The sequence below is a fragment of the Actinoplanes sp. NPDC051388 genome, assembly GCF_055586225.1.
Genome location: NZ_JBVJIP010000003.1, coordinates 414,523 through 433,176, shown reverse-complemented (window position 1 = coordinate 433,176; position 18,654 = coordinate 414,523). Strand labels below are relative to the sequence as shown.

Genomic DNA, 18,654 nt, shown 5'->3' with positions numbered 1-18,654 from the left:
CACGCCGGGGCCACCGGAGCGATGCAGATACGACGGCGCGCCGTCACCCGGATTGCTCCGAGTGCGGCGCGCCGCCTTCTGCGTACTGAAAATCAGCTCATGACCTCGCGCATCAAGCGCGCGGTCTCGCTCGGGGTCTTGCCGACCTTGACCCCCGCGGCCTCGAGCGCGACCTTCTTGGCGTCGGCTGTGCCGGCCGAGCCGCTGATGATCGCACCGGCGTGGCCCATGGTCTTGCCGACCGGGGCGGTGAAGCCGGCGATGTAGCCGACCACCGGCTTGGTCACGTTGGCCTTGATGAAGTCGGCCGCCCGCTCCTCGGCGTCGCCGCCGATCTCGCCGATCATCACGATCGCGTCGGTCTCCGGGTCGTCCTGGAAGGCCTTGAGCGCGTCGATGTGGGTGGTGCCGATGATCGGGTCGCCGCCGATGCCCACTGCGGTGGAGAAGCCGATGTCCCGCAGCTCGTACATGAGCTGGTAGGTCAGCGTGCCGCTCTTGCTGACCAGGCCGATCCGACCGGCCGGCGTGATGTCGGCCGGGATGATGCCGGCGTTGGACGCGCCCGGTGAGGCGATGCCCGGGCAGTTCGGCCCGATGATCCGGGTCCGCTCGCCCTTCGCGACGTTGTACGCCCAGGCCGCCGCCGAGTCCTGCACCGGCACGCCCTCGGTGATCACCACGGCCAGCGGGATCTCGGCGTCGATCGCCTCGACGATCGCGGCCTTGGTGAACGCCGGCGGCACGAAGATGACCGACACGTCGGCGCCGGTCTCCTTGATCGCCTCGGCGACGCTCGCGAAGACCGGAAGCTCGGTGCCGTCGAAGCTAACCGTCGTGCCCGCCTTGCGCGGGTTGACGCCGCCCACGACGTGGGTGCCGGCGGCCAGCATGCGGCGGGTGTGCTTGGAACCCTCCGAGCCGGTCATGCCCTGGACGATGACCTTGGATTCCTTGGTGAGCCAGATAGCCATGTCGTCACTTCCCCGCAGCCGCGAGCTCGGCGGCGCGCTCGGCCGCTCCGTCCATCGTGTCCACCCGCTCGACCAGCGGGTTGTTCGCGCCGTCGAGGATCGCGCGACCGGCCTCGGCGTTGTTGCCGTCCAGCCGGACCACGAGCGGCTTGGTCACCGCTTCGCCACGGTCGCCGAGCAGCGCCAGGGCCTGCACGATGCCGTTGGCCACCTCGTCGCAGGCGGTGATGCCGCCGAAGACGTTGACGAACACCGACTTCACCGCCGGGTCGGAGAGCACCACCTCGAGGCCGTCGGCCATCACCTGGGCGCTCGCGCCGCCGCCGATGTCGAGGAAGTTGGCCGGCTTGACTCCGCCGTGGCCTTCGCCCGCATATGCCACCACGTCGAGGGTGGACATCACCAGGCCGGCGCCGTTGCCGATGATGCCGACCTCGCCGTCCAGCTTCACGTAGTTGAGGTTCTTGGCCTTGGCCGCCTGCTCCAGCGGGTCGACCGCGGACTGGTCCACCAGCGCCTCGTGGTCGGGGTGCCGGAAGCCGGCGTTCTCGTCCAGCGTGATCTTGGCGTCCAGCAGCAGCACCCGACCGTCGCCGACCTTGGCGAGCGGGTTGACCTCGACCAGGCTGGCGTCCTCGGCCACGAAGGCCTGCCAGAGCTTCACCGCGATGTCGACGACGTGCTCGGCGACCTCGGCCGGGAACTGAGCGGCGGCGACGATCTCGCGCGCCTTGGCCTCGTCCACACCCCGGTTCGCGTCGATCGCGATCTTGGCGACCCGGTCCGGGTCGGTCTCGGCGACCGTCTCGATCTCCATGCCGCCGGCCACGCTGGCGATGCAGAGGAAGGTGCGGTTGGCGCGGTCCAGCAGGTAGGAGAAGTAGTACTCCTCCTTGATGTCCGCGGTCTCGGCCAGCATCACCTTGTTGACGGTGTGGCCCTTGATGTCCATCCCGAGGATGTCGGCCGCGCGGGCCTCGGCCTCGTCCGCGCCGTCGGCCAGCTTGACGCCGCCCGCCTTGCCGCGGCCGCCGACCTTGACCTGGGCCTTCACGACCACCTTGCCGCCGAGCCGCTCGGCGATCGCGCGAGCCTCCTGCGGGGTCTCCGCGACGCCGCCGCCCAGCACGGGCAGCCCGTGCCGTTCGAACAGGTCACGCCCCTGATATTCGAACAGGTCCACGTGTCTCCTTCCGACCCGTGTCCGCGGCGCGTGATGCCAGGCGCCGTCCGCATGAGAGGAATGTCCGGTCGCCACCTCTCGTGGGACGACCTCTTCTGGAGACTAGTCACCCTGCCGGGTGCCGCACCGGCGCGGGTGCGCGGTGTGCAAGACGGCACACACCGGCCACTTCAGAAAGTTCCCCGAACTCGCGTAACCCCCGTTGAAGGGCGTCGTTGAGTGTGGTGTCGGAGCGCTCAGCGAGCCGGCGTAAAGCGGCCGATGCCCTGTCGGTCGAGGGGTGGCGGCGGGGCATCGTGCATAGAGGGGCCGGACGTGTGAGGGGTGCGTCCGGCCTCTCCCTTTACCTCTGCACAAGCCCGCATTGACCGGCGTCTCCGCCTGTTTCGATCGGCGTCTCAGCCGACCTGCGAAGCCACATTGGCGCGAACCCATTCGATGATGGATGCCGTGGTCGCGCCCGGGGTGAATATCTTCGCGACGCCGAGCTTCTGCAATTCGGCGATGTCGTCCTCCGGAATGATGCCGCCGCCGAACACGACAATGTCGCGTGCGTCACGTTCCGCCAATAGCTCCATCACCCTGCGGAACAGCGTCATGTGCGCGCCGGAGAGCACGGAAAGGCCGACCACGTCGGCGTCCTCCTGGATGGCGGTCTCGACAATCTGTTCCGGAGTCTGGTGCAGGCCGGTGTAGACGACCTCCATGCCGGCGTCCCGCAGGGCGCGCGCCACCACCTTCGCGCCGCGGTCGTGGCCGTCCAGGCCCGGTTTGGCCACCACGACCCTGATTCGTGCCTGCATCTGCGACCCCTCCTCGACGAACGGCCCTGCCCATGCCACCTGAACGAACGGTAACCCCACCCGCGCCCGCAGCGTAGCCGCCCTGCCGAACCCAGTGCAGCACATCGATTACTCCGCGCATTTGATTAGTCACATAACTTTCTGCTCGCCGATCCGTTACAGACTGTTGGCAGCTAGTCTCTCCCGAAAGCAGCGAAGTCGGACATTCGCGCCACAGGGCTGATACAGAACTGTCAGGGAATTGGCGGTGCGACTTGTGACACGGACGCCGCTTCGTTACCGTGGCCCACGGCTGTCAACCGGTTAACCCCGGAAGATGCCCGGCTCGACCACTGAGCTTTCCCTTAGGGGAAGGCGTTGAGCCGGCCTGTCAATGAGGTGTCGTCGGAGGGTCGTACGTGCGTCAGCGCTTGTCGTCCGAGCCCGATCGCTATCGCGGTCGCCGACGCGTAGCCACACCCCCACGCAGTCGTTACGCGGTGGTTGGCGCCGCCGCATTCGTCGGAGCCGGGGTCGTCGCCCTGGGCGCCGGCAACTTCCCGGACGCCAAGGCGGTCAGCCCCTCCGTCCTGCACGACCTCGAGACCTCCAAGATCTCTGACGACATCGCGGCTCGTAACAACGACGCCGCCCGCGCCGACCGCGGGACCGACCGTGGCGCCGATGATGTCACCACCAAGCAACTCAGCGAGGCTGAGGCCGAGCGCCAGGCGTGGCTGCTCCCCCTCGACGACTACACGTTCACCTCCGCGTTCGGGGTGCGGCTCAACAAGCTGCACGCGGGCATCGACCTGGCGGCCCCCGAGGGGATGCCGTTCAAGGCGGTGCACGGCGGCGAGGTGACCAAGGCCGGCTACGACGGCGGCTACGGATATGCGATCACGATCAAGCACGACGACGGCTCCGAGGCGATCTATGCGCACTCGCGGCGGCTGCTCGTCAAGCAGGGCGACAAGGTCAAGGCCGGCCAGGTGATCGCCGAGGTCGGCAACACCGGTTACTCCTACGGCACGCATCTCCACCTGGAGATCCACGTCAACGGCAAGCCGGTCGACCCGATCCCGCTGCTCCGCCAGCACGGCGTCGACATCAAGCTCAAGATCGAGTCGGTGTACGGCAACCTCGCCGCTTCCTGACCCACTCGCTCCTTCCGACCCACCCGCCACTTCCGGCACACAGCCGACGTCTGCGCGTGGCCCGGGTCACGATCGCCGCCTCGCCCGAGGCCCCGCAGGTTGCAGCTTGGTTGGTTGCGACCGATCCCCCTTCATGCCCTCCGGGCCGTGCCGACTGCTCAGGTGTCGGTCACCGCTAGTTCGGAGCTTTGGAGGGTCACCCCGTCGTGCAGCATCGCGCCGTAACCCCAGCAAGCGGGCCCGAGCCCGCCACCGCCGAGGGCCACTCCAACGACGCCGCCATGCGGACCAACCTCGACCTGTTCACTTCCACCGATCCGCTGCCCACCGCGACCACGGTGGCTGCCCCGGAGCGCGCCTACCTCGACTTGCTCGCCTCCACCGGCCCGCTGTCCAGCGCCACCGCTGTCTCCGCCGCCGTGCCGGTCACCGACTCGCCTGCGGTGGGCTCACCGACCGCCGGAGCGGTGATGGTCGCTGAGCGGCCCGCGGATCCGCGGATCTCGAACGAGGCGGCCCACCTTGCGCTGATCTCTTCCGATGCGCCGCTGGCGCCGGACGCCGCGGCCTCGGCGTACCTGGCTCTGCTCACCTCGGACGCACCCCTCACGCCGACCGACCTGCTCCCGGCGGAGGCGAGCGCCGCCGGGCGGCCTCGCCCCCGGCGGACCAGCTACCGCGCGATCTCCCCGGCCCTGCTCGGCGCCCGCGGCCAGCGCGTCGCGATGGCCGCCGCCCTGATCGCCGGCATCAGCGTGGCCGGGGTCGGCATCGCCGCGACCGCCTCACCCAGCCGCGCCGACGTGACTTCGCTGCGCTCGCACACCGTCTCGCACACACCGACCGACCCGACCGCCGACATGCCCGGCACCGCCGCCGGCCGCCTGGTCGAGCAGGATCCCGCCTACTTCGACCCGTCGATCACCGAGGCCACCCCTTCGGGCGCGCCCCACCTGTCCTCCGCCAAGGTCTCCCGCAAGGTCAGGCCCAAGCCGGTCGTCGCCGCCGCGGCCTGGGTCAACCCGATGCCGCAGGGTTCGACCACGTCCTGCTTCGGTCAGCGCTGGGGCCGGCTGCACGCCGGCGTCGACCTCGCCGCGCCGAGCGGCACCCCGATCCGGTCGGTCGGCGCGGGCTTGGTCGTCTCCGCGGGCGAGGCCGACGGGTACGGCAACGCGGTCCTGATCGACCATGGCAACGGCTTCCTCACGCACTATGCCCACATGTCCGCCATCGCGGTGCAGGTGGGCCAGCGCGTCAAGGCCGGCGAGCAGGTGGGCAACGAGGGTTCGACGGGCCACTCCACCGGCCCGCACCTGCACTTCGAGGTGCACGCCGACCACTACAAGAACCCCATCGAGCCGACCGCCTGGCTGCGCGCCCACGGCATCGAGATCCCCGGCTGCACCACCGCAACCGAGGACGACCACGAGGAGCGTTAGGGTCCGTCTCGCGGATCGACCAGGGCTGCGGCGTGACAGGCCCTTAGAGCTTTTCGATGGGGGCGTGCCGGAGGATCAGCCACATCACCTGGTCACCGAAGTCGATCTGGGCTCGGGCTCCCGGGCCGTGGCCCTCGACCGTGAGCACTCGGCCCAGGCCGTAGCGCTGGTGGTTGACCCGGTCTCCGGTCGCCACCTTGGGCGCCTGCGGAAGGTCGCTGGCGGTCGCCAGCTTGCTGCCGTCGATGCCCAGCCGGTCGGCGAGACGCTGCGCCTTCGGCGTGCCCCCGGCGAAGCCACCGCCGCGGGACCGGTCTCCCCCGCCGCGGCCACCAACGCCGCCCCCGGTGCCGGACCAGGACGTGTATGAGCTGCCGGTGCGCTCCCAGCGCACCAGCTCGGTGGGCAGTTCGTCGGTGAAGCGCGACGGCGGGTTGTATTGCGGCTGTCCCCACGCGGACCGGGTCACCGCACGGGAGAGATAGAGCCGCTGGCGGGCGCGGGTGATCCCGACATAAGCCAACCGGCGCTCCTCCTCGAGCTCGGTGTTGTCGCTCATCGCCCGCATGTGCGGGAAGACGCCGTCCTCCAGCCCGGTCAGGAAGACCACCGGGAACTCCAGGCCCTTGGCCGTGTGCAGGGTCATCAGCGTGACCACGCCCTGGTGCTCGGGGTCGTCGCTGGGCAACTGGTCGGCGTCGGCCACCAGCGCCACCTGCTCGAGGAATCCGGCCAGCGTCGCGGCCGGCGCCTCCTCGTCCTCGGCGGCCTGCGCCTCGACGCGCTCGGTGTATTCCCGGGCGACGCTCACCAGCTCCTGCAGGTTTTCCACCCGGCCCTGGTCCTGCGGGTCGATGCTCTCCTCGAGCTCGGCCAGCATGCCCGAACGGCGCAGCACCGCCTCGAGCACCTCCTCGGGCGGCGCGGTCTGCGACATCTCGCGCAACTCGTCGAGCATGGCCACGAAGTCGGCGATGAGGCCCACCGCACGCGACGGGATGCCCGGCGCCTCCTTGGCCCGGCGCAACGCCTGACCGAACGAGATGCGCTCGCGCGACGACAACGCCTCGACGCACGCCTCGGCCCGGTCACCGATGCCGCGGCGTGGGGTGTTGAGCACCCGGCGAACGCTCACCGTGTCGTCGTCGTTGGTGATCGCACGCAGGTAACCCAGCGCGTCGCGGACCTCCTTGCGCTCGTAGAAGCGCACGCCGCCGACCACCTTGTAGGGCAAGCCGACCCGGAGGAACACCTCCTCGAACACCCGGGACTGGTTGTTGGTGCGATAGAAGACGGCCACGTCGCCGGGGCGCACGTCCTCGCGGTCGGTGAGCCGGTCGATCTCGCGGGCCACCCAGTCGGCCTCGGCGTGATCGGTGTCCGCCACATAACCCACGATCTGCTCGCCGGCGCCCTGGTCGCTCCACAGTCGCTTGGGCTTGCGCGAGGTGTTGCGGTCGATCACCGCATTAGCCGCGGAGAGGATCGTCTGGGTGGAGCGGTAGTTCTGCTCCAGCAGGATCGTGCGGGCGTCCGGGTAGTCGCGCTCGAACTCGAGGATGTTGCGGATGGTCGCGCCGCGGAACGCATAGATCGACTGGTCCGCGTCGCCGACCACACACAACTCGCCCGGAGCCGGATCGCTGCCGGCCTGGCCGACCAGCTCCTTGACCAGCATGTATTGCGCGTGGTTGGTGTCCTGGTATTCGTCGACCAGCACGTGCCGGAAGCGACGGCGGTAGGCCTCGGCGACCAGCGGATGCGACTGCAGCAGGTGCACGGTGCTCATGATGATGTCGTCGAAGTCGAGCGCGTGCGCCTCTTTCAGCCGGCGCTGATAGAGCACATAGGCCTCGGCGACGGCGCGCTCCTGCGGACCCTTGGCCCGCTCGGCGAACTCCTCGGGCTCGACCAGCTCGTTCTTCAGGTTGGAGACCTGGGCGGCCAGGCCACGCGCCGGATAACGCTTGGGGTCGAGGTCGAGCTCGCGCGCCACCAGCTGCATCAGCCGCCGCGAGTCGTCCGCGTCATAGATCGAGAAGGTGCTCTTCAGCCCCGCGTGCTGGTGCTCGGCACGCAGGATGCGCACGCAGGCCGAGTGGAACGTGGAGACCCACATCAGCCGGGCGCGCGGCCCGACCAGCGCGGCCACCCGCTCCTTCATCTCGCCGGCGGCCTTGTTGGTGAACGTGATCGCGATGATCTCGCCGGGGTGCACGTTGCGCTCGGCCAGCAGATAGGCGATGCGGTGGGTCAGCACCCGGGTCTTGCCCGAGCCGGCGCCCGCGACGATCAGCAGCGGCGACCCGGCATGGGTCACGGCGTCGCGCTGCGGACCGTTGAGCCCCTCGAGCAGGGCGGCGGCGTCGAGCCGCCGGGCAGACGGACGCGGCGGCTTGTCTTCCTTGACGGGAGGCGTGCCGAAGGGCAACTGGGGGTTTTCCGGGAGCGCTCGCATGACGGCGTGAAGTCTATGCCGCCCCTACGACAACTTCGGGGGCCTGTGGATGGCGGGTCGGGGCGCTGGCGGCGAGATGTTCCTGCAGCCGCAGGTGGCGGAACTGATAGACGGCCCCGACCTGCCGCAGCACTCCACGGCGGTGCGCGTCCTCGAGAAATGTCATCTGTCCGAGTGGCATCTTCCGCCACGCGGCCAGCCACACCCGAGCAACAGCGAACCGGAACCAGGCCGCCCCGGACCACCCGGCTAAGAGGAGCAACGTCAACACAGATCCGACGATCACCAGCATGACCCCGATTACCGAGATCCACCTGCCCGTGGCCTGCACTAGAACGATGGCCGTGACGTAGATCAGGATGCTTCCCACCAAGATCGTCAAAAAGCCACTCCGGTCGCCTCGCAGTGCCGCCAGCGGAGAAGCGAGGTCGGCAAGACGGGACGAACGGCCGGTGCCGAACCCGAGGCCAGCCAGCGCGATGACGACCATCCCGGCGGTGGTGCTGGCCTCGTCGAGTCTGATGCCGTCGAAGAGAAGCAGTGCCCCTGCGATCGCCCCTGCGGCGGTCCCACCGGCCAACGCACGGAGAACATTGAAGTCGAAGGCATGCGGCCTACCGTTTCTTTCCAACCCGCCCAGTGCGATGAACGGAACGATCAGGGATGTCAGAGAGAACGCCCAGAACTCGGCGCCCGCCAGAGCCGCGATGGCCAGACCCACGAACGCCATGACCACCGCACTGACCAGCAGCCGTTCGACTGATGCGCGCAGCCACTGAGGGGTTCTCCACCAGACGATGTCGATCTCATGCCTGCCCGTCAGCTCCGTCGCCACGAACCGCAGCCACCGCTGCACATCACCGATCTCGTATTCGCGTCGCCGCGTCCGACCCGAATGAGCTGGCACTCCACGGCGATACACCGCAGGGAGATAGGCATCGAGGAGATGCACCTCCAGGTCGGCGACCGACGGCATCCGCAATAGCTCCGCGGGATTCGTCTGCGGTGACTCATAGACCTTCCGAGCTAGCGAGATCATCAGCGGCGTGGAGAGCACCTCCGCCAGCGCGCCGTCCGGATGCGCCCTGACCTCCTCCACCACCGCCGCCCACCGCTTCCCTCCACCCATCTGGCCGCCGGGCAGATAATCCGCCACCGCCACAGGGGTGACCGGCTCCAACTCCACCACGGCAGCGCGCGCCAGCGGGGTGTCCGTCCGCTCGATCAGCTCGGTGAACTCCCGAGTCCGGCAGGTAAGCACGAACGGACGATCCACCTCGACCGCCGCCGCGAACGAGTCCAGCGCCGCTGCCCGCACGCCGTCCGGCATCTCGTCCAAGCCGTCCAGGATCGGCAACACCCGACCGCTCGAGATCAACCGAGCAGCCATCCCCACACCGAATCGCCGCCGATCCCGCAGCAGCGGATATTCCTCCTCCATCCGCCGGGCGAACCAGTCGTCCAGATGCTCGCCGTGCGGATCCCACCCCACCAGATTGAGCAGGACCGGCACCGGCTCCTCCGCCGGACGATCGGCGAGCAATCCACACACCAGCAGCGCGGCCAGCGAAGACTTCCCAGACCCGGGTTCGCCGATCACAACGAGACGCCGGGCCGGCAGCTTGCGGAAGCGGGCCGCCGCCTCGGTCACCTCCCCGGTCCACCGCAGCTTGGTCACCTTGCTGCCGTCGGCCGGGACAATCGTGGCCGCGTCAGCCTGGATCGCGCGCGACGTGGACGCCCACCGCACGCGCAACGCGTTGGTGAGCAGCCCGCGCCCCGACGCCTCCGCCCTCCACTGAGCACGGACGACATCGGCCAGGTCGCGCTCGGCACCAGGCATCGCCGCCGCCGGATCAGCCGGCGGCAACCGCTGCGCCCTGACCGTCAGACCCACACCCACCAACGCCACCGCAAGGCTGCAGAACCCGACCAGGTCCTTGACTTTCGCCAGGGTCGGCTGACGCAGAAACAGGAAGACGAGCAACGCACCGAAGGCCAGCGTGAAGCAGACGACCGCGGCCGTGATCAACCGTGTCCGCACACTCACCCGCTGCGACGCCACGGGTCCATCATGGCGAGCCGGACGCAGTGCCGCGACAGCGGTGGGGGTGACCACTCACGCACGCCGCCGGGAGGACGGCCGCGGAGCGCAGCGTGCGGCCGCCGGACCGGCCCGCACGGGAGTGACGGTCTGCACCACCCGCCCCGCTACGAGACGAAAAATTCCTCGTGCAATCAAGCTGTCACCCGGAAGTAGTAGCGCTGACCAGCGTCGATACAGAAGAGTGTTGGCGTTGACGAACGGAACCGAACCCGATCGGGAGACCGCATAACATGGATCGACCCCGCCGCTGGGCCGCGCTGCGCCACCTCGCCGTGCCCGCCCTCGCCCTGGCCGTCGTCGCCACCCTGCCGCTGGCCCGGCCCGCCCCGGAGCCCGCCGCGAAAGCTCCGACCGGGCTGACGCCGGCCAGTGTGAGTTACGGGCTGCACGGCGCCACCGTCAAAGGCCAGTTCCTCAGCTACAACGACTTCCACGGCGCCATCGACCCGCCGGCCGGCAGCGGCGCCGCGGTCAACGGCACCCCGGCCGGTGGTGTCGAATACCTGGCGACCTACCTCAAGCGGCTGCGTGCCGAGGCCAAGGCCGAGGGCCGCACCACCACCACGGTCGGCGCCGGTGACCTGATCGGCGCCACCCCGCTGGTCAGCGCCGCGTTCCACGACGAGCCGACGATCGAGCTGATGAACGAGGTCGGCCTCGAGGTCAGCTCGGTGGGCAACCACGAGTTCGACGAGGGTGTCGACGAGCTGCTCCGCATGCAGCGCGGCGGCTGCCACCCGACCGACGGCTGCCAGGACGGCGACGGCTTCCGCGGGGCGAAGTTCCACTACCTCGCGGCGAACACCATCAGCAAGCGCACCGGGCTGCCGATCCTGCCGCCGATCGACATCAAGTTCATCGGCGGCGTGCCGGTCGGGTTCGTCGGCATGACCCTGGAGGGGACCCCGGGGATCGTCAACCCGGCGGGGATCCAGAGTGTCACCTTCGCGGACGAGATCGAGACCGCCAACAAGTGGGGCAACCTGCTCAAGCTGCTCGGCGTGAAGGCCCAGGTGCTGCTGGTGCACGAGGGCGGCCAGCAGGCGAGCACCGCCGACCCGAGCGGTTGCGCGGGCTTCACCGGGCCGATCGTGCCGATCGTGGCCGGGCTCAACCCGGAGTTCAGCCTGGTCGTGTCGGGGCACACGCACCGGTTCTACTCGTGCACGCTGCCCAACAAGGCGGGCACCTCGGTGGTCACCAGCGCCGGCACCAACGGTCAGCTGGTCACCGACATCGACTACTCGCTGGACCGTCGCACCCGGCGCTTCGCCGAGGTCACGGCGCAGAACGTGATCGTCGAGAACGGCGTCCGCAACCCCGACGGCTCGTGGCAGGTCGGCGCCGGCGGCGCCTTCGTCAAGAACCCGGACACGGTCGACCCGCAGGCCAAGCGGCTGGCCGACAAATACCGCACCGCGGTCGCCCCGATCGCCAACCGGGTGATCGGCTCGATCACCGGTGACATCGTGCGGGACGCGCGGCCGAGCGGCGAGAGCCCGCTGGGTGACGTGATCGCGGATGCCCAGCTGGCGTACACGAGGACCAGCGCCTCCGCGCAGATCGCCCTGATGAACCCGGGCGGCATCCGGGCCTCGCTGGCCTTCGCACCGAGCGGCGCCGAGGCGCCGGGCCAGGTCACCTATGGCGAGGCGTTCACCGTGCAGCCGTTCAACAACCTGGTGGTCACCCAGACCTTCACCGGGGCGCAGCTGAAGAACGTGCTCGAGCAGCAGTTCGTCGGCTTCGGCGGGCAGACCACGCAACGCATCCTGCAGCCGTCGGCCGGGCTGACGTACACGTACACGGCGTCCGCGCCGGCCGGCTCCAAGGTCAGCGCGCTGGCCCTGAACGGCACGCCGATCGACCCCGCGACCACCTATCGGGTCACCACGAACGACTTCCTGGCGAACGGCGGCGACGGCTTCACCAACCTGACCCAGGGCACCGACCGGGTCACCGCGCCGGGCTTCGACGTGGACGCCTTCGCGGCGTACCTGACCTCGGCCGCTCCGGTCGCTCCGGGCCCGGCCAACCGCATCACGCTGGTCCCCTGATCGGGTTCCCACGCTTCGGGCTGTTTCCTTGCGAACCAGCCCGAAGCGAGGGCATACTCGGCTCGTGATCCAGCAGACGCGGCGATTTTTTGCCTATGGCACCGGCAGTCCGGCGGCCGTAGGACGCGTCTGAACGACATTCCTACATCAAGCCCCGGGCTCGTCGGCCCGGGGCTTGATGCTGCCCGGGCCGGCCCCACCGAGGCGCAAGCACCCGAGGAGCACGACATGAACGCCGATGTGATCGACCAGCCGACCGGCGCCGGTGAGGGCCTCGCCGCCGACGAGATCCGCGCCATGCGCGAGCGGATCGACGAGATCGACCAGGCCATCATCGATCTCTGGCTGGAGCGCGCCAACCTCTCCCAGCAGGTCGGCAAGACCCGCATGGCCTCCGGCGGCACCCGCCTGGTCCTCTCCCGCGAGCGCGAGATCGTCGAGCGCTTCCGCGAGGCGCTCGGCGCGGACGGCACGCAGGTCGCGCTCATGATCCTCCGCGCCGGCCGCGGGCCCCTCTAAGTTCTCCGGTCGCAGCCGACCGTGAAGAAGTGGTTGCTGCTCTACGCGGCGATCCTGCTCGAGGTGACGGCGACGCTCTCCCTGCGCGCCGCCCTCGACCACCCGGCCTGGTACGCGCTCGTCGCGGCCGGTTATGTCGGCTCGTTCGCGGTGATGACGGTCGTCCTCCGGATGGGGATCGGCGTCGGCGTCGCCTACGGCATCTGGTCCGCGTCCGGCGTGGCTCTCACGGCCGTGCTGGCGACGCTCCTGTTCGGCGACCCGTTCACCGCGCTGATGGGCGCGGGCATCGCCCTGGTGATCGCCGGCGTCCTCTGCGTCGAGTTCGGCTCGCAGGCCGCGCACGCCCCCGACCGGGAAGCCGCCTGATGGTCTGGCTCTATCTGGCGGTCGCGATCGGCACGGAGGTGACCGCCACGTTGGCGCTGCGCATGGCGGCACAGCCCGGCGGCTCGAAGAGGTGGTACCTGGTGGTCGCCACCGGCTATCTGGCCGCGTTCGCGTGCCTGACCCTGGCCCTGAGCGGTGGCCTGGCGCTGGGCGTCGCCTACGGCATCTGGGCCGCCTCGGGCGTGGCCCTGACCGCGCTCGCCTCCCGCATCCTCTTCAAGGAGCCGCTGACCCGGGTCATGCTCGTCGGCATCGCCCTGATCATGGCCGGTGTCCTGCTCATCGAGCTGGGCGCCACCCACTGACCGACCCGCCTAGGATCACGAGCTGTCAGGCGTCGGGGTCTCGCAGACCCACGCAGTCGTAGGTCCAGAAGGTGGCCGCGTAGACCAGCGTGCCGGTCATCCACGGTTCGTAGGCGGCCAGCTTCCAGACCTGGAACGCCGCGTCCGGGATGCGCAGCGACGGCTTGCGGAAGCCGTCGTCGCCGCCGGCGGTGAAGCCGATCCGGCTGTAGTAGGACGGGTCGCCTTCGAGGAAGACCAGCGGGACGCCCTGCTTGTCCAGCTCGGCCAGGCCGTGCTTGATCAGCGCCCGGCCGGTTCCCTGTTTCTGGAACTCCGGCGCCACCGCGAGCGGGCTCAGGACCTGCACGTCGACCAGCCGGCGCGGGGCGTCCAGCAGGCTGGTGGTGAACATGACGTGCCCGGTCACCTGCTCGGCGTCCACCGCCACGAACTCCCTGGCCGCGGGCTGGTCCGCGCGCAGCGCGTCCACCAGATCCGCCACCACGTCACCGTGTGCGCCGAACGCGCGCCGCACCACCTCGCGCACGGCGTCGTGGTCTCGCGCCGAGGCATCCCTGATCTCCATGCCGCGCACGATAGACACCGGGCGGCGGGCGAACCACTCAAATTCCGGCAGTACCGACGTCTCGGAATCTGGTCATCGGCTTGGCGACAGTCCTCGTGCCGGGTTGCTCATAGGATGCATCGATGAGCGACCCTCGCGCCGTCCGCAGCCGGGTCCGCATCGTGGCGGCAGCCCGGGCGCTGCTGCGCGAGAGCGGGCCGGCGTCGGTGACCTTCGCCGCTGTCGCGGACCGGGCCGGGGTCGGGCGAGCCACGGTCTATCGGCACTGGCCGAGCATCGACGCCCTGCTGGACGAGGTGATGGACGAGTACGACCTGCCGTACTTCCGCGATCCCCGGCAGCCGCTCGAGCCCTGGCTGCACACCGAGCTCCGCAGCCTGGCCGACGATCTCCTCTTCCCCGCGGTGGTGCGCATGACGACCGCCCTGATCCAACGCGACGCCACCGGCAGCGACGAGCGCAGCAAGCGCCGCGAGCGCATCTTCGGCGAGCTGGAAGGCCGCCTCGGCGCGCTCCCGATCCAATCTGGCGACGACATCCGTGCCGCGTTGCCGGCCGAGGAACGGGCCGCGCTCCTGATCGGCCCGTTGCTATATCTGGCCCTGGCGCGAGGAACCGCCGTCCGAGACACCTTCATCGACCACCTGATCGCCGCGCACCGACCGGACGAATGAGGCCAGTGGCGGAAGGCGCACTCAGTGGGTGTGCAGGATGTCGCGGACCTCGGCGAAGTGGCAGGCGCTCGGGTGTGCCGAGCGGTCGCGGATCTGGAGCAGCGGCTCCTCCTCGGAGCAGATCGCCTCGGCCTTCCAGCAGCGGGTGCGAAAGCGGCAACCCGACGGCGGGTTGGCCGGAGACGGCACGTCGCCCTCCAGGACGATCTGGTCCTTGCGGCCGCGCAGGCGCGGGTCGGGCACCGGCACCGCGGACAGCAGAGCCTGGGTGTACGGGTGGGTCGGCTGCTCGTAGATCTCCTCGTCGTTGCCGATCTCGACGATCTTGCCGAGATACATCACCGCCACCCGATCGGAGATGTGCCGCACCACCGAAAGGTCGTGCGCGATGAAGATGTAGGACAGGCCGAGCTCGTTCTGCAGGCTCTCCAGCAGATTGATCACCTGGGCCTGGATGGACACGTCCAGCGCGCTGACCGGCTCGTCGCACACGATGATCTCGGGCTTGAGCGCCAGCGCGCGGGCGATGCCGATGCGCTGGCGCTGGCCGCCGGAGAACTGGTGCGGATAGCGGTTGATGTGCTCCGGGTTGAGGCCCACCAGGTCCAGCAGGTCCTGCACCGCCTTCTGCCGGCCCTTACGCGGGGTCACCTCGGGGTGGATCGCGAACGGCTCGCCGATGATGTCGCCGACGGTCATCCGCGGGTTCAGGCTGGTGTACGGGTCCTGCAACACCATCTGGATGTGCCGCCGCGCCCGCCGCAACGCGCCACCGTGCATGCGCACCATGTCCTCGCCGCGCACGTTGATCGCGCCGGCCGTCGGCCGCTCCAGCCCGACCAGCAGTTTGGCCAGTGTGGACTTGCCGCAGCCGGACTCGCCCACCACGCCGAGCGTCTCGCCGCGCCGCAGCGTCAGGTTCACGCCGTCGACCGCGCGGACCGCACCGACCTTGGTCTTGAAGACGATGCCCTGCGTGATCGGGAAGTGCTTGACCAGGCCGGTCGTCTCGAGCACGACGTCACTCATCGCCCATCACCTCACTCCAGAAGTGGCAGCGGGCGGTGCGGCCCGGTGCGACGGCATATGCGGGCGGGGGCGGATCGGCCCGGCACGTGTCCTGGGCATAGGCACACCGCGGGTGGAATGCGCAGCCGGCCGGGATCGCGGTCAGCGCCGGTGGCAGGCCGCGGATCACGTTCAGCTCCTGCCCCTTCATGTCCAGCCGCGGAATCGATTCGAGAAGAGCCTTGGTGTACGGGTGGGCCGGCCGCGCGTAGATGTCGTAGACCGGCGCCTCCTCCACCACCTTGCCCGCGTACATCACCGAGATGCGGTCGGCCACGTCCGCCACCACGCCCATGTCGTGGGTGATCAGGATCAGGCCCATGTTCCGTTCGCGCTGCAGGTCGGCGAGCAGGCCCATGATCTGCGCCTGCACGGTGACGTCGAGCGCCGTGGTCGGCTCGTCCGCGATCAGGATCTCCGGGTCGAGGGCAAGCGCCATCGCGATCATCACGCGCTGCCGCATGCCGCCGGAGAACTGGTGCGGATAGTCGCCGATGCGCTCCTTCGCGGCCGGGATCCGGACCAGGTCGAGCAGCTCGATCGAGCGCTTCTTGGCGTCCGGCCGGCTCATCCCCCGGTGCGCCCGGAACAACTCGCCGAGCTGGAATCCGACGGTGTAGACCGGGTTCAGCGCGGACAACGCGTCCTGGAAGATCATCGCGATCCGGTTGGCGCGCACCTTGCGCCGCTGCGACTCGGGCAGTTTGAGCAGGTCCAGCCCGCGGTAGCGGACCTCGCCGGCGGTCACGAACCCGGGCGGGGTGTCCAGGATGCCCATCACCGCCTGCGCGGTCACCGACTTGCCGCAGCCGGACTCGCCCAGGATGGCCAGCGTCTCGCCGGGCTGCAGGTGGAAGTTCGCGCCGTTGACCGCGTGCGCGACGCCGTATTGCGTGCGGAACTCGACATGCAGGTCGGTCACCTCGAGCAGGTTCGCACCCGGGTCGAGGCCGGGCAGCACGTCCATCTCGGCTCTGATATCGGTCACCGGTTCACCGCAGCTTCGGGTCGAAGGCGTCGCGCACGGCGTCGCCCAGCATGATGAAGGCCAGCACGGTCAGGGCCAGGAACACCGACGGCCAGACCAGGGGCCCGGCCGCGGTACGCACGTACGGCCCGCTCTCGTTGATCATGATGCCCCAGCTGATCGCGTCGCCCTGCAGCCCGACGCCGAGGAAGGACAGCGTGGCCTCGGTGGCGATGTTGACGCCGAGCAGAATGGTCAGCACCACCACGAAGGACGCGACCGAGTTCGGCAGCACGTGCCGCATCATCAGCCGGGCCGGGCCGGCGCCGAGCATCCGGGCGGCCGCCACGTAGTCCTGGTTCTTCGACGCGATCACCGACGACCGCATCACCCGGGCCGCGGTGGTCCAGCCCAGGCACCCGAGGGTCAGGGTGACCGCCCAGAACCCGCTGCTGCTCGGATCCGTGGTGAGGCGCCGGGCCAGCACGATCGCGGCGAGCAGGAAGGGCAGGCCGAGCACGATGTCGATGAAGCGGGACAGCAGCGCGTCCACCCAGCCGCCGAAGTAGCCCGCCGCCAGCCCGATGAGCAGGGCGACGATGCCGGAGATCGCGGTGGCGAGCACCCCGACGAAGATCGAGTTGCGGGCGCCGTAGATGGTGCGGGCATAGACGTCGCAGCCCTGGAAGTCGAAGCCGAAGAGGGCGCTGCCGCTGGCGCCGGCGTGTTGCCGGTTGAGCGCGCAGTCCCGTGGATCGCTCGCGCCGAACAGCTGCGGCACGATGGCCATCACCACGAACACCAGGACCAGCACGGACGCGACCCAGAAGATCTTGTTGCGACGCAGGTCGTTCCAGGCGTCGCCGGCCAGGCTGCGCGGCTTGTCGCGGCGCTCCCCCGGAGCCGGCGCGGAAGTGCCGCCGACCCCCTCGGCCGCGGTCACCGCCTCGATGTCACTCATAGCGGATCCTCGGGTCGAGCGCGGCGTAGAGCAGGTCGACGAGCAGGTTGACGCCGAGGAACACGATCGTCAGCACGCTCACGAAGCCGACCACCAGCGGGCCGTCCTCGGTGTTGATGCCCCGGAAGAGGTTGAAGCCGACCCCAGGGATGTTGAAGACGCCCTCGGTGACGATCGCGCCGGACATCAGGTTGCCGATGTCCACGCCGATCAGCGTGATCACCGGGATCAGCGAGTTGCGCAGCACGTGCACGCCGATCACCCGCCGGCGGGTGAGGCCTTTGGCCCGTGCGGTGCGCACGTAGTCGGAGCGCAGGTTCTCGGCCACCGACGATCGGGTCACCCGGAGCTCGGTGGCCACCACCAGGCTGCCCAGCACCAGGGCGGGCAGCAGCAGGGTGAACAGTGACGCGTCGCGGCCGGCGGTGGGCGGGAACCAGCCGAGCTGGATGCCGAAGACGAGCTGGGCCAGCGGCGCCAGCACCACGATCGGCAGCGACAGGATGATCAGCGTGCCCAGCAGGGTGACGTTGTCGAAGGCGCCGCCGCGGCGGATGCCGGAGATGACGCCGGCCAGAATCGCGACGAAGGCCGCGATGATGATCGAGAGCAGCGCCAGCCGGATCGTCACCGGCCACGCCTGCTCCATCATGTCGGAGATCTTGCGGCCGGTCAGCGAGGTGCCGAAGTCGCCGGTGAGCAGGCCCTTCATGTAGTACCAGTACTGCATGAAGAACGGCTCGTCGAGGTGGTAGCGCTCGGTCAGCACCTGCCGCTGGGCAGGCGTGATCGGCCGCTCACCGGCCAGTGCCTGGATCGGGTCGCGCTGGTTGGCGAACATCAGCGCGTAGACGATGAAGGTGGCTCCGAAGAAGGTCAGAACCATCTGGAGAAGACGCCGCACGAGGTAGCGGAACATATGGATTCGGCCTCTTCCACTGAAGGGTGGTGGGGGGGGGGGGGGGGGGGGGGGGGGGGGGGGGGGGGGGGGGGGGGGGGGGGGGGGGGAGGGCGGCGGTGGGATTTGGTGTCTGGTGGAGTG

17 protein-coding genes are annotated in these 18,654 nt (G+C 69.6%); 7 read left to right on the top strand and 10 right to left on the bottom strand.

Annotated features, from left to right (window positions below; genetic code table 11):
• Positions 1–92 precede the first annotated feature (92 nt).
• The 3 genes from sucD to ACZ6TI_RS10485 form a co-directional block, all read right to left on the bottom strand.
• Positions 93–974, bottom strand: coding sequence for a succinate--CoA ligase subunit alpha (gene sucD / locus ACZ6TI_RS10495; protein WP_465344716.1), 882 nt, complete (start codon positions 972–974; stop codon positions 93–95).
• 4 nt (positions 975–978) lie between these two features.
• On the bottom strand, positions 979–2,157 hold the full coding sequence (gene sucC / locus ACZ6TI_RS10490; protein WP_465344715.1) for an ADP-forming succinate--CoA ligase subunit beta: 1,179 nt from the start codon (positions 2,155–2,157) through the stop codon (positions 979–981).
• Positions 2,158–2,555: 398 nt separating this feature from the next.
• Positions 2,556–2,960, bottom strand: coding sequence for a cobalamin B12-binding domain-containing protein (locus ACZ6TI_RS10485; protein ID WP_465344714.1), 405 nt, complete (start codon positions 2,958–2,960; stop codon positions 2,556–2,558).
• 398 nt (positions 2,961–3,358) lie between these two features.
• Between ACZ6TI_RS10485 and ACZ6TI_RS10480 the strand changes: the two genes are divergently transcribed.
• Positions 3,359–4,096 carry a M23 family metallopeptidase gene (locus ACZ6TI_RS10480; protein WP_465344713.1) on the top strand — a complete coding sequence of 246 codons (738 nt, stop codon included), beginning with the start codon at positions 3,359–3,361 and terminating at the stop codon, positions 4,094–4,096.
• A gap of 206 nt (positions 4,097–4,302) precedes the next feature.
• Entirely contained in the window at positions 4,303–5,538 is a 1,236-nt protein-coding gene (locus ACZ6TI_RS10475; RefSeq protein WP_465344712.1) for a M23 family metallopeptidase, read from the top strand.
• Positions 5,539–5,581: 43 nt separating this feature from the next.
• On the opposite strand, the gene pcrA is transcribed toward ACZ6TI_RS10475, so the two are convergent.
• A complete protein-coding gene (pcrA, locus tag ACZ6TI_RS10470; protein WP_465344711.1) occupies positions 5,582–7,996 on the bottom strand; it encodes a DNA helicase PcrA in 2,415 nt (804 codons plus the stop codon).
• Between the two features lie 13 nt (positions 7,997–8,009).
• Complete coding sequence (locus ACZ6TI_RS10465; RefSeq protein ID WP_465344710.1) at positions 8,010–10,061, bottom strand: NACHT domain-containing protein; 2,052 nt, start codon at positions 10,059–10,061, stop codon at positions 8,010–8,012.
• 272 nt (positions 10,062–10,333) lie between these two features.
• Here ACZ6TI_RS10465 and ACZ6TI_RS10460 point away from each other — a divergent pair, with 272 nt between their 5' ends.
• The 4 genes from ACZ6TI_RS10460 (at position 10,334) to ACZ6TI_RS10445 (ending at position 13,374) form a co-directional block, all read left to right on the top strand.
• The gene (locus ACZ6TI_RS10460) at positions 10,334–12,160 is read left to right on the top strand and encodes a bifunctional metallophosphatase/5'-nucleotidase (protein WP_465344709.1); all 1,827 of its coding nucleotides are present in this window, start codon (positions 10,334–10,336) and stop codon (positions 12,158–12,160) included.
• A 228-nt stretch (positions 12,161–12,388) separates the two neighbouring features.
• Positions 12,389–12,679 (top strand): chorismate mutase, encoded by a 291-nt coding sequence (locus ACZ6TI_RS10455; RefSeq protein WP_465344708.1) that lies wholly within the window; start codon positions 12,389–12,391, stop codon positions 12,677–12,679.
• Positions 12,680–12,700: 21 nt separating this feature from the next.
• On the top strand, positions 12,701–13,048 hold the full coding sequence (locus ACZ6TI_RS10450) for a DMT family transporter (RefSeq protein WP_465344707.1): 348 nt from the start codon (positions 12,701–12,703) through the stop codon (positions 13,046–13,048).
• Entirely contained in the window at positions 13,048–13,374 is a 327-nt protein-coding gene (locus ACZ6TI_RS10445) for a DMT family transporter (protein ID WP_465344706.1), read from the top strand. Before ACZ6TI_RS10450 ends, ACZ6TI_RS10445 begins: the two co-directional genes overlap by 1 nt.
• A 25-nt stretch (positions 13,375–13,399) precedes the next feature.
• Here ACZ6TI_RS10445 and ACZ6TI_RS10440 read toward each other — a convergent pair whose 3' ends face one another.
• Complete coding sequence (locus ACZ6TI_RS10440) at positions 13,400–13,942, bottom strand: GNAT family N-acetyltransferase (RefSeq protein WP_465344705.1); 543 nt, start codon at positions 13,940–13,942, stop codon at positions 13,400–13,402.
• Positions 13,943–14,064: 122 nt separating this feature from the next.
• Between ACZ6TI_RS10440 and ACZ6TI_RS10435 the strand changes: the two genes are divergently transcribed.
• Positions 14,065–14,616 carry a TetR/AcrR family transcriptional regulator gene (locus ACZ6TI_RS10435; protein WP_465344704.1) on the top strand — a complete coding sequence of 184 codons (552 nt, stop codon included), beginning with the start codon at positions 14,065–14,067 and terminating at the stop codon, positions 14,614–14,616.
• Between the two features lie 21 nt (positions 14,617–14,637).
• On the opposite strand, the gene ACZ6TI_RS10430 is transcribed toward ACZ6TI_RS10435, so the two are convergent.
• From ACZ6TI_RS10430 to ACZ6TI_RS10415, 4 genes are read right to left on the bottom strand one after another with little or no spacing between them, the layout of a single operon-like run.
• A complete protein-coding gene (locus ACZ6TI_RS10430) occupies positions 14,638–15,645 on the bottom strand; it encodes an ABC transporter ATP-binding protein (RefSeq protein ID WP_465344703.1) in 1,008 nt (335 codons plus the stop codon).
• Positions 15,638–16,651: an ABC transporter ATP-binding protein gene (locus tag ACZ6TI_RS10425; protein WP_465344993.1), complete on the bottom strand. Its 1,014-nt coding sequence runs from the start codon at positions 16,649–16,651 to the stop codon at positions 15,638–15,640. The genes ACZ6TI_RS10430 and ACZ6TI_RS10425 overlap by 8 nt, the downstream gene beginning before the upstream one ends.
• A gap of 25 nt (positions 16,652–16,676) precedes the next feature.
• Positions 16,677–17,612 (bottom strand): ABC transporter permease, encoded by a 936-nt coding sequence (locus tag ACZ6TI_RS10420; protein ID WP_465344702.1) that lies wholly within the window; start codon positions 17,610–17,612, stop codon positions 16,677–16,679.
• Positions 17,605–18,531: an ABC transporter permease gene (locus ACZ6TI_RS10415; protein ID WP_465344701.1), complete on the bottom strand. Its 927-nt coding sequence runs from the start codon at positions 18,529–18,531 to the stop codon at positions 17,605–17,607. Before ACZ6TI_RS10415 ends, ACZ6TI_RS10420 begins: the two co-directional genes overlap by 8 nt.
• Positions 18,532–18,654 lie beyond the last annotated feature (123 nt).